Raw genomic sequence first — 16,153 nt, 5'->3', positions numbered from 1 at the left:
CCGGTCAGCGGTCGAAGCGAACTCGCCGCAGCCGCAGGCTGTTCGAGACCACGAAGAACGACGAGAACGCCATTGCCGCGCCGGCGATCAGCGGATTCAGCAAGCCCAGTGCGGCGACCGGAATGGCGACCACGTTGTAGCCGAACGCCCACACCAGGTTGCCCTTGATGGTGCGCAGCGTGGCGTGCGCCAGCTCGATGGCGTCGGCCACCGCGCCCAGGTCCTCCCGCACCAGGATGACGTCGGCGGCGGCGATGGCCACGTCGGTGCCCGCGCCGATCGCCATGCCGAGGTCCGCGGTAGCCAGCGCGGCGCCGTCGTTGATGCCGTCGCCGACCATCACCACGCGCCGTCCCTGCTCCTGCATGCGGGCGATCAGCTCGACCTTGCCCTCCGGCAGCAGTTCGGCGACCACCTCATCGATGCCGATCTCGTCGGCCACCGACTGCGCCGCGTAGGCGTTGTCGCCGGTGAACATCATGACCCGCAGGCCGAGCCGGTGCAGCCGGGCGATCGCGGCGGCCGCGGTCTCCTTGACCGTGTCCGCGACCGCGATCACCGCGACGACCGTGCCGTCGACGGCGACCAGCACGACGGTGCGCCCGGACCGTTCCTGTTGCCGGACCGCACGATTGGTCTCCGGCGGGATGCCGATGCCCTGATCGTCGAACAGCCGCGACCGGCCGACCAGCACCCGGTGGCCGTCCACCACGCCGCGCGCGCCCAATCCCGGTAGGGCTTCGAAGGATTCGACCGCGGGCAGGGTGCCGATCAGGTCGCGTGCGTGCCGGGTGATCGCCGCGGCCACCGCGTGTTCGGAGGCCGCCTCCACCGCACCGGCCAGCCGCAGCACCGCCGCGGTGTCGAACGACTCGTGTTCGATCACCGCGACCACGCTCATCGCGCCGTTGGTGACCGTCCCGGTCTTGTCCAGCACCACGGTGTCCACGTCCCGCGTGGCTTCCAGCGTCTGATGGCCCTTGATGAAGATGCCGAGCTGCGCGCCACGGCCCGAGGCCACCATCAACGCGGTGGGAATCGCCAGGCCCAGCGCACACGGGCACGCCACGACCAGCACCGCCAGCGCGGCGGCGCCCGCCCGGCCCGCACCGGAGCCGGTGATCAACCAGGTCACGAACGTCGCGGCGGTGATCAGGAAGACGAACGGAACGAACACCGCCGACACCCGATCGGCGACCCGCTGCATCCGCGCCTTGCCGGTCTGCGCCTGCTCGACCAGCCGGATCATCCCGGACAGCTTCGTATCCGCCCCTACCGCAGCGGCTTCCACGATCAGCCGCCCGGTGAGCGCGGTGGTGCCGCCGATCACCGACCGGCCCGCGTGCACGTCGACCGGGATGGATTCACCGGTCATCGCGCTGGCGTCGACGCTCGATTCCCCGGACACCACAAGGCCATCGGTCGCGATCGTCTCGCCGGGCCGCACCACGAAGCGCTGCCCCTCCACGAGTTCGCCGATGGGCACCCGCATTTCGCGATCGTCGCGGGTCAGCACGGTGACCTCGCGGGCGCCGAGCGCGGCGAGCGCGCGCAACGCGCTGCCCGCCGACCGCTTCGCCTTCGCCTCGAAATACCTTCCTGCCAAGACGAATGCGGTGACCCCCGCCGCCACCTCGAGGTAGATCGCGTCGCTCGCCCAGATCGCCGCCCAGACCCCGTCGGGCGCGGGCCCGGAACGGTTGGGGTGCAGGAACATCGTGTCCAGCGACCACAGCGTCGCGGTGAGCACGCCGACCGAGACCAGCGTGTCCATGCTCGCCGCGCGGGCCTTCGCATTGGCGAAAGCCTTGCGGTGGAACGGCGCCGCCGACCAGACCACCACGGGCAGCGCGAGCACGGTGAGGACCAGCTGCCAGCCGGTGAACCGGGTGCTGGGGATGGTGGCGAACATGACCGACAGATCGGCCAGCGGGAAGAACGCCATCAGCGCGACGACCAACCGGCGCAGCAGATCGCGGACCGCCGCGTCCTCGGGCGCCGACCCGACCGGCTCGGTCCGGTCGGTCATCGGCGACGCCCCGAACCCGGTGGCGTCGACCTCGGCGCACAGCTGCTCGGCGGTGATCTCCCCGACCGCGTCGATCGTCGCGACCCCGGTGGCATAGTTCACCGACGCGGTCACCCCGTCGATCTTGTTGAGCTTGCGCTCCACCCGCGTCGAACAGGCCGCACAGCTCATCCCGGTGACGGCCAGCGAGATGCGTTTCGGTTCAGTGGATTCGGTTCGAACGATCGATTCGAGCTCGATGGTCATGAAATTCCGTTCAGGCGGCGGGGTCTTGGGTCGAGCGGAGGTGGCGGGTGCGGCGGCCGAGTTGGGCGCCCGGTGGCAGGACCAGGTCGACGGGGACTCGGTCGCCGGTCGGCGGGGAGGTTTCCGGGCGGCGGGTTCGGTTGACGACAACGACCAGGGCCAGGGCGACGACCAGCAGGCCGTGGGAGAGCACCCGGGAGATCGGCACCACGCCGGAGTACAGATCGGATACGACGAACGCGCTCAACGCGGCGACGAGCACACCGAGTACCGGCAGCACCCCGGCCGCCGCGTGCGGCCGCAGCGCGCAGTAGAGGAATCCGACGCCGATCGCCAGGCTCCACGCGGTGCTCTCGTTGAGCAGATGCCGGGTCATCTCGGCGCCGTGGTGATGGCTCATGCCGAAGTCGAGCCCGGCCAACTGGGCCAGCGCCAACCCGCATTGCAGGACGCCGAGCAAGCCGAGCAGGACCCGGGGCAACGCGATGCGTGCGATCGGTCCGGCGGCCCGCAGTCTGGCCGGCGGCGACGGCCGCGGGCGCTCCAGCTCGGCGGCGGCGAAGATCGCGTCGGTCAGGTCCGGCGCGTAGGCCGAGGTGCCGCGCAACTGCTTCGAGGTCTCCACCGCGGCGACGTACCAGGAGCAGCAGTCGCCGCACCGCTCCAGATGCTCGTCCACCCGGGCGGCGGGCACGGTCTCGCGCTCGCCGTCGATCCGGGCCGACAGCGCCGTCCGGCACACTTTGCACTCCACGTCCAGATTGTCGTCCATCCGGACCTCGAAGTTCCCGGCGGTCGCTATTGGTGGCGCCGCTCACTGCGACCCCGTGGTGACCTGCGTTACCTCCGCCGGGGCGGTCCGTCGCACCGGTAGCCGAGGGTTATTGTCGACACCATGCCGACGCCCGCCGAGGATGACGAGACGACCCGCCTGGCTCTGGCGGCGGCGCGGGGCGACCGGCGGGCACTGGAAGGTTTCATCCGGGCCACCCAGAAGGACGTGTGGCGGCTGCTCGCCCATCTGACCGAGGTCGGCCGGGCCGACGACCTGACCCAGGAGACCTACCTGCGGGCGCTCGGCAGCATCAAACGTTTCGAGGGCCGCGCCAGCGCGCGCACCTGGCTGCTGTCCATCGCCCGCCGAGTCGTGGTCGATCAGGTGCGGATGGCGGTGGCGCGGCCGAAGATCGCGCACGGCGTCGACTGGGTGGCGGCCGCCGACCGGCAGGCGCCGCGGCGGGACGGGCTGACCGAAATCGTCGAACTGAACCTGCTGCTGGACGATCTCGCGCCGGAGCGGCGGGAGGCGCTGGTGCTCACCCAGGTGCTGGGGCTGTCCTACGCCGAGGCCGCGGCGGTCTGCGGTTGCCCGGTCGGCACGGTCCGCTCCCGGGTCGCCCGCGGCCGCGAAGACCTGGTTGCCGCAACACGTTTCGGCGTACGGCGCAGCGCCAACGGCTGAGGGCTCACGGCGTGGCGTCCATGCGCTGCGTGCCGATCACCGACAGCAGCTGTAGCGCCTGTTCGGACGGCGAGCCGGGGGCGGCGGTGTAGATCACGACGCGCTGATCCCGGTCGGCGATGTCGAGCACATCGCAGTTGACGGCGATCGGGCCGACCAGCGGATGCTGGAAGATCTTGCACAGCGTCGGCTCGGCCCGGATATCGTGCGCGTCCCACAGCCGCGCGAATTCCACGCTGCCGGTGCGGAGTTCGGCGATCAGCTCGGTCACCTCGGGATCGCCGGGGTAGCGGGCGGCGGTGGCGCGCAGTTCCTGGGCGGCGCTGCGGGCGAACGCGTCCGCGTCGGACACCCCGTACAACCGCCGCCCGTGTGGGCTCGGCCCGAGGAAGGCTCGCCGCACCAGGTTCCGGTCGCGTCGCGACAGCGCGGAGAAGTCCTCCATCAGCGCGGCCGCCAGCTCGTTCCAGGCGATCACCTCGTACGTCGCGGACAGCACGACCGCGGCGGCCAGCGGCAGCCGGGACAGCAGGTCGACGATGCTCTGCCGGACCTCGCGCGACGGACCGGCCGGGAGACCCGGCGGTGTCCCGGCCAGGTGATGCAGGTGGTCGCGTTCGGCGTCGGACATCCGCAGCGCGCGGGCCAGACCGCTCAGCACCTCGCGGGACGGGCGCGGGCCGCGAGCCTGTTCCAGGCGCGTGTAGTACTCGGTCGAGATGAAAGCCAGCTGGGCCACCTCCTCGCGGCGCAGGCCGGGGGTGCGGCGGCGCGGCCCGGTGGGCAGACCCACGTCGGCCGGGGTGATCCGCTCCCGCCTGCTGCGCAGGAAGTCCGCCAGTTCTCGTCTGTCCACCGCCTCAGTGTGCGCGAATGCCGCGGAGCCGAGCCAGGTACCGCCGGTACCTGGCTCGGCTCGGTGTCCGGCCGGAGGCTCGATGCCATGGACAACACACTCACCACCACCGGCCTCCTGGCCGGCAAGGTCGCCTTCGTCACCGGTGCCGGACGGGGTATCGGCGCCGCCGCGGCCCGGCTGTTCGCCAGGGAAGGGGCCAGGGTCGTGCTCGCGGCCCGGACGGAGGCTCAGCTGAAAGCGGTGACCGAAGAGATCAGGGCGGCGGGTGGTATCGCGGACTATGCGGTGTGCGACCTGGCCGACCCGGAGGGCGTGCGCGCCGCCGTCGACCACACCGTCGATCGGTACGGCCGGCTCGACGTCGCCTTCAACAATGGCGCGGCCGGGGTTCCGCCCGGTCCGATGGACCGGGTGCGGGAGGCGGATTTCGACTACGTCTACGCGGTGAACCTCAAGGGCCCGTGGCTGGCCATGGTCGCCGAGATCGCCGCCATCCGGGCGACCGCGGGCACCGGCGCGATCGTCAACACCTCCAGTGTCGGCAGCCTGATGGGCAACCCGGAACTGCCGGCGTACGGCGCGATGAAGCGGGCGGTCAACAGCCTCACCGAATCGGCGGCGGTCACCTACGGTCCGGAAGGCATCCGGGTGAACGCGATCGCGCCCGGCACCACGTTGACCGAGATGATCCAGGACTGGGAAGCGGGCTCGCCCGGGGTCATCGAGCGGCTCAACGCGGTGACGCCGCTGCGCCGTGCGGCGGACCCGGACGAGATCGCCCAGGCGGCCGCATGGTTGCTCAGCGACCGCGCGTCCTACGTGACCGGCACCGTGCTGCGCGTCGACGGCGGCATGCGCGCCTGAGCAGCTCAGATGTCTGCCAAAGGCTTTGCGGCGTAGTGCAATCGGATGACCCCGTCGGCGTGCCGGGTTGCGCCGGCGTGTACGCCGAACACCTTCCGGAGTAGTTCGGGCGTCATCACGTCCAGCACCTCGCCCGCCGCGACCACGCTGCCGTGATCGAGCACGACCAGCCGGTCGCAGCAGCGCACGGCGAGGTCGAGCTCGTGCAGCACCGCGAGTGTGGTGATGCCGGTCGAGCGGATCAGGTCGAGCAGTTCGAAGCGGGCCCGCACGTCGAGGTGGTTGGTCAATTCGTCGAGCACCAGCAGGCGCGGTCGCTGCGCGAGCGCCCGCGCGAGCAGGACGCGTTGGCGTTCACCGCCGGACAGTGAGCCGATGGCGCGGTCGGCATAGCCGGTGACACCGGTGCGGTCCATGGCGTCCGCGACGGCATCGCGATCGGTCGCGGTGTCCCGGCTGAACAGTCCGTGATGCGGATTGCGGCCGAGCCCGACCACCTCGGCGACCGTCAGTTCGGTTGAACCGGAACCGTTCTGCAGAACCGCCGCGGTGGTGCGGGCCGCGGCGCGGATCGACAGCCCGGAGATGTCGGCCCCATCGATCGTGACGATGCCCCCGGTGGGTCGCAGCGATCGATAGATGGTGCGCAGCAGCGTGGTCTTGCCGCTGCCGTTGGGGCCGACGACGCCGACGACCGTGCCCGGCGGTGCGTGCAGGGTCACCTTGTCGAGCACGGGAGCGTCACCGAAGGTGACACTCACTCCGGCGACGGACAATTCGGCGGAACAGCTCATGTGAGGCCCCCGTTGCGGCGCAGCAGCCAGAGGAAGAACGGGGCGCCGAACGCGGCGGTGAAGATGCCAAGCGGCAACTCGTTCGGCGCGTCGATGGTGCGTGAAAGCAGGTCCACCGCAACCAGATACGCCGCGCCGATCAGCGCGGACAGCGGCAGCACCCGCCGGTGATCCGGCCCGAAGGCGAGGCGGACCAGATGCGGAATCATCAAACCGACGAAGCCGATTCCGCCGGCCACCGCGATCAGCGCACCGGTCAGCAGCGAGGCCAGCACCAGCAGGACGATCCGCAGCGTGCGCACGTCGACGCCGAGCGCGGTGGCCTGTTCGTCGCCGGTGCCGAGCACATTGAGCCTGCGGCCGAAGGCGAGCACCACGGCGACGGTCACCAGCACCACCGCGGTGACCGGGCCGAGGCGATCCCAGCTCGCCCCGGCGACGCTGCCCATCGTCCAGAACATCACCGCGCGTAGCTCATTCGGCGTGGCGCGCAGCTGGAGGTAGTTCGTGGCGGCCAGCAGCAGATAGCCGACCGCGACACCGGCCAGGACCAACCGGATCGGCACCACCCGGCCGCGCTGCTGCCCGAGCAGGAACACCACCGCGATCGTCGCGATCGCACCGCAGAAGGCGGCGGCCGACACCCCGATGCCGCCCAGCACGCCGCCCGCCGTGACGACCACGGTCACCGCGCCGAGCGACGCACCGGAGGACAGCCCGAGCACGTACGGGTCGGCCAGCGGATTGTTCACCAGCGCTTGCAGAATCACGCCCGCCACGGCGAGACCGCAGCCGCACAGCGCGGCCAGGACGACCCGGGGCAGCCGGTAGTTCCAGACGATCTGATCCACGGTGAAGCCGACATCGGCGGTCTTGCCGGACAGATGGGCCAGGATCACCCGGCCGGTGTCGGCGGCGGACACGGTGACCGAGCCCACCGCGATCGACAGCAGCATCACCGCGAGCAGCACCGCGGCCGACACGGCGAGCGCGATCGGCAGTGGTGTCGTCGCCAGCGGTGGCCGGGTCTCGGTGCGGGTCATCGGAACCGCTCGGGGTGCACCAGTTTCGCGATGCGCTGCACGGCGAGGTCGTTGCTGGGGCCGAGGTAGATCGAATCCGCCAGCACCGCATAGCTGTTGGTCTTGGTGGCGTTCCACTGCGGGAACTGAGCGAGAATCCGCTTGGCGACCGCGTCGATGTCGGGGCTGCGGTAGTTGATCACGACGAGCCCATCGATCGGGGTCACCGCGAGCTGCTCCTTGCTGATCGTCACGAAGGTGGTGCCGTCGTCGCGATTGAACGGGTTCACCCCGCCGGCCTTGTCGATCACGTCGTTCCAGATGCCGCCCGCCGCGATCGCGGAGAAGTCCGAGTCGCCGCCCATGCCCATGCCGGGGAAGACGAGCAGCACATTCTTCTTCGGCTGCCCGGCGACCCGGGCCGCCGTCTCCGCGACGGCCTTTCGCGCGTCGGCGATGAGGCGCTCGGCCCGGCCCGGCACGTCGAAGATGATGCCGAGGTCGCGCAGCAGTGCGTAACTGTCCTCGATCGTCGGTGTGCCGGTGACGGCGCCGGTCACGCCGCAGTTCGCCCGGGGCACATAGGTATTGGCGCCCGCGGCGGCCAGTTCGTCGCGGGTCGCGAAGCCCTGGTCGGCGGCGAATCCGCCTCCGCCGGTAGAGATCACCAGGTCGGGGTGCTGGTTCAGCATCGCCTCGCGCGGGATGTCCTGGAGGTTGTTCGGGGTGATGCCGCCGGTCGGGAGGGCGTCGATGGCGGCGGCGCGGTCCGGCACGTCGGAGGTGCCGTAGGACTGCGCGTTGGCGATCACGCGGTCGGCGACGCCGAGCGCGATGAGCGAGGAGACCTCGCCGACGGACCCGCCGTTCATCACCACGACTCGCTTCGGGGCCTCGGTGAACGTGTAGGTCTTGCCGCAATTCTCCAGGGAAACCGGGTATGCGGTGACGTTCTCGGTAGCGGATATCGGCTTGTCGCCGGCCGCGTCGGGCACCGAGGTGGTGCAGCCGGTGACGGCTAGGGTGCTTGCCGCGAGTGCCAGGAGCAGCGCGCGTTTCATCAGCATGGGTGCCTTCTCGATCGGTGCGCCATGGCAGGCGGCGCTGGGAGGAAGCGGGTGTCGATCAGGTAGTCGATCCCGGCGGTGAGTGCGATCGCGGAATCCGGTTGGGGGATAACCGAATCGACGAGTGCGCTTCGGCCGTAGCCGACGGCGTCGCCGGCGGGGGCCAGATGGGCGGTGTGGGCGCGGGCGATGGTCAAGGAGTGGTCGTTGTCCGCCGACGCGCGATCCGCCATCGCGGTCAAGCGGGCGTGCCAGATCGGCGCGGGGATGGTGTCGACCGGGTAGCCGCGATCGCGCAGTGCGTCGACGACGAAGGCGAAGGTGAGCGGGTCTCGGCTGGTCAGGTGCAAGGTCCGGGCCGCAGGGCGGTGGCCGGCCAGGTGAGCGATGACGGCGGCGACCCAGTCCACCGGTACCAGGTCGATGGTGCCCGCGGCGTAGATCTCCGCCGGGACGGCCGCGAGCACGACCATCGCGCGGACAAGGCTCCAGAACGCGTCGTCTGGGCCGGAGGCTCCGGTCCGGGAGTCGGCGCCGATGCGGCCGGGGCGGTACACCGTGACCGGGATGCCGCGGTCGGCGGCGGCGTGGACGAGGCCCTCCGCCACCCACTTGCTGGCCACATATCCGTTGTGCGGCAACGACGTCGCGGCCACGCGCCGGTCTTCGGTGAGGATCGGCGGATTGCCGTCGACGGCGAAGGCGGCGTCGATGGAGGAGACGAAGTGGACCGGCTTCGGTGTGCCGGTGACCGCGAGACGCAGGATGCGTTCGGTGCCTTCGACATTCGCCGGGCGCAGCCGGGAGTACGGCTCGAAATGATGGACCCGGGCACCGTTGTGGACGATGGCGTCGACGGTGTCGGCCAGGTGCCGGTAGCGCTCCTGGGTCAGTCCGAACCGGGGGAGGGCGAGGTCGCCGGGGATGGTGGTCACCCGGTGCGCTATCAGTGCGTCGAGACGGTAACGGGCGAACGCGGATTCGATTCGACCCAGGGCCGCGCGATCGTCGTCTGCCCGGATCAGGCAGTACACGTGTACCTCGGTGCGTTCGAGCAGGGCTGCGAGCAGGAAGGCGCCGAGGAACCCGGTGGCGCCGGTGAGCAACACCGTCTTCGGCGTCGCCGGTGCTTCGGCCGTCGCCCGGATGGTGATGTCGAGCTGGGTGTCCGCTTCGAGATCCGCTGCGGTCCACGTCGGTTCGTTGCTGTCCCGGCCTGAGTCGAGGCGTTCGGCCAGTCCGGCGACCGTGGGGGTGTCGAACATCGCGCGCAGGTCCCACCGGACTCCGAAGGCCGCTCGGACGCCGTTCAGCACACGTGCCGCGCGCAGCGAATGCCCACCGCGGGCGAAGAAGTCGTCATCGATGCCGATCGACTCGATCCCTAGAGCCTCGGCGAAGAGCCGGGCCAGCGCGCGTTCGGTGGGAGTGCCGGCGGGTCGTTCGGTGAACTCGACGTCCGGCGGTTCGGGGAGGGCGGCGCGGTCCAGCTTTCCGTTCGCGGTGTGCGGCAGTCGATCCAGCGTGACGTACACCGACGGCACCATGTAGTCCGGTAGCCGTCCGGCCAGGTGTACCCGTAGGGATTGCGCCTCGGGTGCGCCCGCACCGGGGGTCGGGACGACATAGGCGACGAGGACTTCCGCGTGCACGCGCACCGCTGCGGCACTGACCTGTTCGTGTGCGGCAAGCGCCGCCTCCACCTCGCCGACCTCGATCCGGTAGCCGCGCAACGACATCTGGCTGTCGTCGCGGCCCAGGTACTCGAGGTGACCGTCCGCGTGCCACCGCACCAGATCGCCGGTGCGGTAGAGGCGGCATCCCTGCGTGTCGAGCGGATCCGCCACGAACCGTGCCGCGGTCGTCGCCGGTTGGCCGAGATACCCTTGCCCGACCGGTATTCCGCCGACATACAGTTCGCCCACGACCCCCGGCGGCACCGGCCGCAAGGTTCGATCGAGGACATAGCAGCGGCCATTGGTGACCGGAACCCCGATGCACGGCCGGGGATGCGATTCGATGCTCGTCCAGGTCGCGTCGACCGTGCATTCCGTGGGGCCGTACAGGTTATAGACCGAGAGTCCCGGCTCGGCGCGCAGCGCGTTCCACAGCGCCGGATCGGTCGCCTCGCCGCCGAGCGCGATCACCGCCGGACGATGGGCACCGAGGAGCAGGCCCGCGTTCAGCAGCTCCCGCGCGAAAGTCGGTGTGACGTCGAGGAAATCGATGCCCTGGTTCCGGATGTAGCGAACAAGACCCGCCGGGTCGCGCCGCAAGTCGTCGTCGACGAAGTGCAACTCGTGCCCGGCGAGCAGCCAGAGCAACCCCTCCCACGCGGTATCGAACGTCATCGACGCGGTCAGCGCCGCGCGCATCCGCCGCCCGCCGTGTGCCGCCACCGCGGGCTCGATCAGATTCTCGCGATGGTGGTGGTACAGATTCACCACCGCTCGATGTGAAATCACCACGGCCTTGGGGATTCCGGTAGTGCCCGAGGTGTGAATCACCCATGCCGGATGCTCGCGGTGCAACCGGACCGGAGGGTGTGCGCGCACGGGTACGGCGGAGTTCGCTGGATCCTCGGTGTTCGGGGCGGACCGAGCCGCGCTCGTCGGCTCGGGGACGGCGTCGAGCATTGCTTCCGATGTCGTTGTGGTGGACGGCAATTCATCGACCAGAACTGTGCGGTCTCGCAGTGTGTCCGGGATCAGCCCGGTCAGTGCGGTTGTAGTGACTATGGCGCTGAGTTCTGGCACGTCGCCGTTGTCTGCCAGCCCACCGAGGAGCAGCGCCAGGCGCGGCGCCGGTTGTCCGGGATCCAGCGGGACATATGTTGCGCCACAGGCGAGCACAGCGAACAGTGCGGCGATCGCGTCGCCGGTGCGCGGGAGCAGCACCGCTACGGCGTCGCCGCGACGGGTACCTGCCTTCGTCAGCACCGCACTCAGTTCTTTTGTCCGTGCGGCTAGTTCGGCATAGGTGAGCACACGGTGTGCGCCACTGGCATCGGTGGCAACGAGCGCGCTCGCCGTCGAGGTGCGGGCCACCTGCGCGGCAAGCAGATCGGGCACGGTGCGGTCGGATCGAGGGCGCTCGATGCCACGGCTATGCGCGTGCACCCACTCGCGTTCGCCCGGCAGAAACAGGTCGGCCGCGCCGATCGACCGCTCCGGCCGGTTCAGGACGCGGCCGAGAAATGTGGTGAAGCGGCGCAGATGGGCGGCCAACTCGACCGCCGTATACGCGTCCGGGTGCCCGTCGAGGTACAGCGTGGGCCCGGTGCCGTCGAGCCGGTCGTAGAGGTTGAACACCAGGTCGTCGATCATGCCCGCGGTGACGTTGTGCACCGAGCCGGCACACTCGCCGAAGCGCAGGTCGTAGTCGAACAGCATGATGTTGACCGACGGTCCGTACATGCCGCGATCGCTGCCGACCAGGCCGAGATCGCGGCGCACCTGCTCGCTGCGATAGCGCTGATGGCGCCGACTGCGGACCAGGTGCCGGGCGACGTGTCCGGTCAGCTCGAGCAGGGTCGGATCGTCCGCGAAGTCGGCCCACAGCGCCACGCCGTTGAGCGTCATGCAGGGCACCCGCAGCGCGGGCGTGCCGGTGCGCAGCATGACCGGCAGCGCAAGACACACCTGGTCGGCCCCGGTCATCCGGTGCACGTACGCGGCGATCGCGGCGGTGAGCACGTCGGTCCAGTTGGCCCGCGAGGTCTCCGCGACGCCGCGCAGTAGCGCGATCGTCTCGGCATCCAGGGTGGTGAACTCCCGAAGTGTCCGGCCCGCAACCGATGTCGAGCGCGGTGTCGCACCGGACAGGGTCACCGGTGCCGGACGGTCACGCAGGTAGTCGAGCCAGAACCGACGATCGCGATCGATATCCGCCGAATCGGCATAGGCGGCGTCCGCCGCCACGACTGCGTCCCAGGACCCGAAGGCATAGGCGGGCGGCGATGTTCCGGCGATGGCCGCCGAATACAGTTCGGCAACCCGGCGGGCGATCAGCGCCATGCCGTAGCCGTCGAGCAGGATGTGATGCACCCGGTGGTACCAGAGCGTCCGCCGTGCGCCGACCCGAAACACGATGTGCGCGAACAGAAGGTCGCCGGTCAGCGACACCGGCCGCGCGACATCCCGATCCATCAGGTCCAGCGCGGCCCGCAGCGGATCCGGCTCCGCCGAGACGTCCACCACCCGGACCTCCCACGCGGGCGACTCCACAACCTGCAGCGGCCCGTCCTCGAGGAACCGAACCTGCAGCGCCGCGGCCTCATCGACCGCCGCGCGGATGGCCGTCACCAGCACGTCCACCGCGACCGGCCCGGAAATCTCCACGTACTCGGCAATATTGAAGGCCGCGGCGGCCGGGTCGAGCTGCTGCCCGAGCCAGACGCCCAGCTGCGCGGAGGTCAGCGGCCGGGCCGAACTCACGGCGCGGACCGCGGCGCGAGCAGTGCCCACCACGCGGCGAGCGTCGGATTCTCCGCCAGATCCACGAAAGCCGTTGTGGCGCCGCGAGATTTCCAGCGTTCGATCAATCCGATCAACCGCACCGAATCCAACCCCGCGGCGAACAGGTCGTCGGTGTCGTCCAGCTCGTCCGGCTCCAGATACAGCAGATCGGCGATATCCGCCCGGACGGTGTCGTAGGTGAGTGGTTCCATCGCGTTCAGTTGACCTGTCTCTCCCGTTCGGCCCAGAACCGGTCGCGCAGCTGCCAGCGCAGGATCTTGCCGCTCGGATTGCGTGGAATGCGTTCGACGAACTCGAAGCGCACCGGAATCTTGAACCACGCCAGGTGTTCCCGGCAGAACGTCATCAGCTCGCGCACCCGGACCTGCTCGCCCGGCCGGCACGCGACGAACGCGTGCACCGATTCGCCGAGGACGTCATCGGGTATCCCGATCACCGCCGTGTCCGCCACGGCCGGATGCCGGGCGAGGGCGTTCTCGATCTCGGCGGGATAGATGTTCTCGCCGCCGACGATGATCATGTCCTTCAACCGGTCCCGGATATACAGGTAGCCGTCGGCGTCGAGGTATCCGGCGTCTCCGGTGTGAATCCAGCCGTCGACGAGGGTTTCGGCCGTCGCGTCCGGCAGATTCCAATACCCGAGCATGGCGGCCGGCGAGCGCAAGCAGATCTCCCCGACCTCCCCGGGCGGCCGTTGCGCCCCGGACGCGTCGATGACCCGCACGGACACACCGGGATACGGGCGGCCCGCGGCGGCCAGCCGTGGATTCCCCGCCACGTGTTCGGCAGGCGGCAGGCAGATCGCGGTGTTCCCGGTCTCGGTGAGCCCGTAGATCTGCGCGAACTCGGCGCCGAAGAGCTCCAGCGCTTCCCGCAGCAGCGTCGCCGAAATGGGCGATCCGCCATAGACGACCTTGCGCACCGAGCCGAGCGCCTCCGGCGTGACCCGCGGCTCACCGAGGATCAACCGCAGCATCGACGGGACGACGCACATCGTGGTGATCCGGGCCTCCTCGATGATCGCCACCGCGGTGCTGCTGTCGAACCTGGGCATGGCCACGTTGGTCACCCCCGCCGCGAAACCCTGCATGGCCCACCAGATTCCACCGACGTGAAAGCCCGGTATGCCGATGAGGTTGCGATCCCCGTCGCGGAAGCCGAGCCAATCCAGCCCGGCCTCGTCCAGCGCCTCCGCGATGGCGAAGAAGCTGCGCTGGGCCAGCACCACGCCTTTGGGCAGCCCGGTGGTCCCGCTCGTGTACAGCTGGATCACCGCGTCGTCGCGACCCGACGGTCGTTCGCCCGGATCCGGGTCGGCGATCCCGGACAGCCAGGCGGCGAACTCGTCGCCGTCCAGCCGGACCGCGGGCACGTGCGGTGCGGCGGATCGGGCGATCTCGGCGGCATCGGCGTCGACCAGCACCAGCGCGCTGCCCGAATCGCGCACGATGTGCTCGACCTCGGGCGCGGTCAGCCGGAAGTTGATCGGCACCAGCACCGCGCCGAGCCGCGCACAGGCGAAGAACAGGCCGTAGTAGTAGACGGATTCCTGGCCCAGATAGGCCACCCGGCTGCCATGGCCGATGCCGAGGGCCAGCAGCGCGCGGGACAGCCGGATGCTGTCGTCGCGTAGCCGCGCGTAGTCGAGTCCCACACCGGCGCACGCGATGGCGAGCGTGTCCGGCCGGTCGCGCGCGTGCCCGGCCAACATCGAGGTGACGGTGGGTGCGCTCACCGCGCGGCTCCCAGCGGTCGCTCCGCGTGCACGATGGCCAAGCGGACGGTACCCGCGCACTGCCCGCCGTTGTCGTCCCAGCAGCGGAACGACGTGTCCAGCGAAATGAACGGCGCGCCGTCGCTCACTCGCGTGCGTTCCTCGCTGCCGCCGAGGACGAACTCGCCGTAGAACCGCCGCGGATCGATCGGCCGCCGAAACTCGCTGTCCAGCCGGGTGATCAGGATATCGGGCAGCTGACGCCGCCAGTAGTCGTCCATGGACCAACCGCCGAACAGCGGCCCGACGCCGTGCCGCACCAGCACGGCGATGGTCTGATAGAGCATCTGGTTGTAGCAGATGTTCACCTCCACCGAATTGAGGTGCCCGGTCGCGTCGATGTAGCAGGACTCGGGAATCTCGAATGTGCCGGTGGCAGTGGCCTGTTCGCCCTGCGCGCGAACCGTCAGCGCGCGCAGGTACCGGCAGTGCGGTTTGTAGCAGCGCAGCACCTGCGCCAGCAGCAGCGGATCGTTCGGGAACTCCACGCCGGTCATGCCGGGATGCCCTCGTCGTCGTACACGGTGACCCGATGCGACACGGCCGGCTCGCAGGTGGAGTTGTGCAGTGCCCGATGCACCAGGCTGCGGTTGTCCCAGATGAGCAGGTCGCCGCGTTCGAAGGTCTGCAACCGGATCGCCGGATGCTCGAGGGTGTCATCGAGTTGACCTGTGGCAGTGAGTAGTTCGTGCAGCAGATCGGGCCGCTCGGTGCCGTCGGCCGCGGTGATCGATTCGGTCAGGCCCTCGCTGATGTAGACGATCGGCTCGCCCGTGTGCGGGTGCGGGTGCACCGTCGGCAGCGTCACCGGCGGCGTCTTGCGATCGATCTCGGCGATCAGCTCCGAGATCGGCCGATAGACATCGCTCGGCCGGATCTTGAAGTAGCGCCGGACGCTGTGCGTCGCCGTCGTGTCGGCCACCGATTCCCGCAATTCGGGGCTGAGCTGCTGATACGCGCGGGCCAGGTCGATGAAATAGGTGCCCCGGCTGTGCGTCGGCACCACCTTGGTGTGGGTGAAGGTCAGATCGAACGGACGCGCCATGAACTGATAGTCCGAATGCCAGAACTTCCCGGTCTTCGGCACGCCGACCCGTTGCTCACCGGTGTCCACATTCGACGACACGAACACCTCGGGCACATCCGGGTGGTGATAGATCGGCTCGTAGTACCGCACCGGCTCACCGAAACCGCTTGCCAGCGCGACGAATTGGTGCGGATCGAGCTCGATGCCCCGGATCACCGCGATCCGCTCGCGGTACACGGCACGCTTGACCGCGCGGATGTCGTCGAGCGATGTGGGGTCGAAGTCCTCGACCACCACACCGAAGTCTCCCTGCGGGCTGATCCGCATGGCTGTTCGCTGCATAACCACTGAGTCGGCCCACTACGCCCGGTAGTTCCCGGCAATATCGAGTGATTTGTCCGCACCGCCGCGATCGTTGTGACCTGAGTGACACTCGGCGAACAGTGGTTGCACCGCGAACCCGACTGGGGCTAGCGTCCTCTCGCGGTGGCGACCACCGCGTGCCACGGCGACCCGACCAGTCTCGGCTGA

The 16,153-nt window shown here is 69.8% G+C and carries 13 protein-coding genes; 2 read left to right on the top strand and 11 right to left on the bottom strand.

Annotated elements, in window-relative coordinates; translation table 11 throughout:
* Positions 1–4 precede the first annotated feature (4 nt).
* Positions 5–2,275 carry a heavy metal translocating P-type ATPase gene (locus ACFYO1_RS30265; protein ID WP_387238040.1) on the bottom strand — a complete coding sequence of 757 codons (2,271 nt, stop codon included), beginning with the start codon at positions 2,273–2,275 and terminating at the stop codon, positions 5–7.
* 10 nt (positions 2,276–2,285) lie between these two features.
* Positions 2,286–3,047 carry a zf-HC2 domain-containing protein gene (locus ACFYO1_RS30260; protein ID WP_387238037.1) on the bottom strand — a complete coding sequence of 254 codons (762 nt, stop codon included), beginning with the start codon at positions 3,045–3,047 and terminating at the stop codon, positions 2,286–2,288.
* A gap of 123 nt (positions 3,048–3,170) precedes the next feature.
* Here ACFYO1_RS30260 and sigC point away from each other — a divergent pair, with 123 nt between their 5' ends.
* Entirely contained in the window at positions 3,171–3,737 is a 567-nt protein-coding gene (gene sigC / locus ACFYO1_RS30255; RefSeq protein WP_387238034.1) for an RNA polymerase sigma factor SigC, read from the top strand.
* Between the two features lie 4 nt (positions 3,738–3,741).
* Here the strand turns inward: sigC and ACFYO1_RS30250 are convergent, their stop codons facing one another.
* Complete coding sequence (locus tag ACFYO1_RS30250; RefSeq protein WP_387238031.1) at positions 3,742–4,593, bottom strand: helix-turn-helix transcriptional regulator; 852 nt, start codon at positions 4,591–4,593, stop codon at positions 3,742–3,744.
* Between the two features lie 87 nt (positions 4,594–4,680).
* Between ACFYO1_RS30250 and ACFYO1_RS30245 the strand changes: the two genes are divergently transcribed.
* Positions 4,681–5,460, top strand: coding sequence for an SDR family NAD(P)-dependent oxidoreductase (locus ACFYO1_RS30245; protein ID WP_387238028.1), 780 nt, complete (start codon positions 4,681–4,683; stop codon positions 5,458–5,460).
* Positions 5,461–5,465: 5 nt separating this feature from the next.
* Here the strand turns inward: ACFYO1_RS30245 and ACFYO1_RS30240 are convergent, their stop codons facing one another.
* Genes ACFYO1_RS30240 through ACFYO1_RS30205 form a run of 8 tightly spaced genes read right to left on the bottom strand, consistent with a single transcriptional unit; the run spans position 5,466 to position 15,964 of the window.
* On the bottom strand, positions 5,466–6,254 hold the full coding sequence (locus ACFYO1_RS30240) for an ABC transporter ATP-binding protein (RefSeq protein ID WP_387238025.1): 789 nt from the start codon (positions 6,252–6,254) through the stop codon (positions 5,466–5,468).
* The gene (locus ACFYO1_RS30235) at positions 6,251–7,297 is read right to left on the bottom strand and encodes a FecCD family ABC transporter permease (RefSeq protein ID WP_387238023.1); all 1,047 of its coding nucleotides are present in this window, start codon (positions 7,295–7,297) and stop codon (positions 6,251–6,253) included. The genes ACFYO1_RS30240 and ACFYO1_RS30235 overlap by 4 nt, the downstream gene beginning before the upstream one ends.
* Positions 7,294–8,343, bottom strand: a complete 1,050-nt coding sequence (locus tag ACFYO1_RS30230) for an ABC transporter substrate-binding protein (protein ID WP_387238020.1) — start codon at positions 8,341–8,343, stop codon at positions 7,294–7,296. The genes ACFYO1_RS30235 and ACFYO1_RS30230 overlap by 4 nt, the downstream gene beginning before the upstream one ends.
* Entirely contained in the window at positions 8,337–12,812 is a 4,476-nt protein-coding gene (locus tag ACFYO1_RS30225; RefSeq protein WP_387238017.1) for an amino acid adenylation domain-containing protein, read from the bottom strand. The genes ACFYO1_RS30230 and ACFYO1_RS30225 overlap by 7 nt, the downstream gene beginning before the upstream one ends.
* On the bottom strand, positions 12,776–13,012 hold the full coding sequence (locus tag ACFYO1_RS30220; protein WP_387238014.1) for a phosphopantetheine-binding protein: 237 nt from the start codon (positions 13,010–13,012) through the stop codon (positions 12,776–12,778). The genes ACFYO1_RS30225 and ACFYO1_RS30220 overlap by 37 nt, the downstream gene beginning before the upstream one ends.
* A gap of 5 nt (positions 13,013–13,017) precedes the next feature.
* Positions 13,018–14,556, bottom strand: coding sequence for a long-chain-fatty-acid--CoA ligase (locus ACFYO1_RS30215; protein ID WP_387238011.1), 1,539 nt, complete (start codon positions 14,554–14,556; stop codon positions 13,018–13,020).
* Positions 14,553–15,092 carry an FcoT family thioesterase gene (locus ACFYO1_RS30210; RefSeq protein ID WP_387238008.1) on the bottom strand — a complete coding sequence of 180 codons (540 nt, stop codon included), beginning with the start codon at positions 15,090–15,092 and terminating at the stop codon, positions 14,553–14,555. Before ACFYO1_RS30210 ends, ACFYO1_RS30215 begins: the two co-directional genes overlap by 4 nt.
* Positions 15,089–15,964: a TauD/TfdA dioxygenase family protein gene (locus tag ACFYO1_RS30205; protein WP_387238005.1), complete on the bottom strand. Its 876-nt coding sequence runs from the start codon at positions 15,962–15,964 to the stop codon at positions 15,089–15,091. The genes ACFYO1_RS30210 and ACFYO1_RS30205 overlap by 4 nt, the downstream gene beginning before the upstream one ends.
* Between the last annotated feature and the right edge of the window lie 189 nt (positions 15,965–16,153).

This window comes from Nocardia sp. NPDC006044, from assembly GCF_042871115.1.
In the GTDB taxonomy this organism is placed as follows: domain Bacteria; phylum Actinomycetota; class Actinomycetes; order Mycobacteriales; family Mycobacteriaceae; genus Nocardia.
Note: the sequence above shows the minus strand (reverse complement) of the source record. Positions and strands in the feature narration are given on the sequence as shown.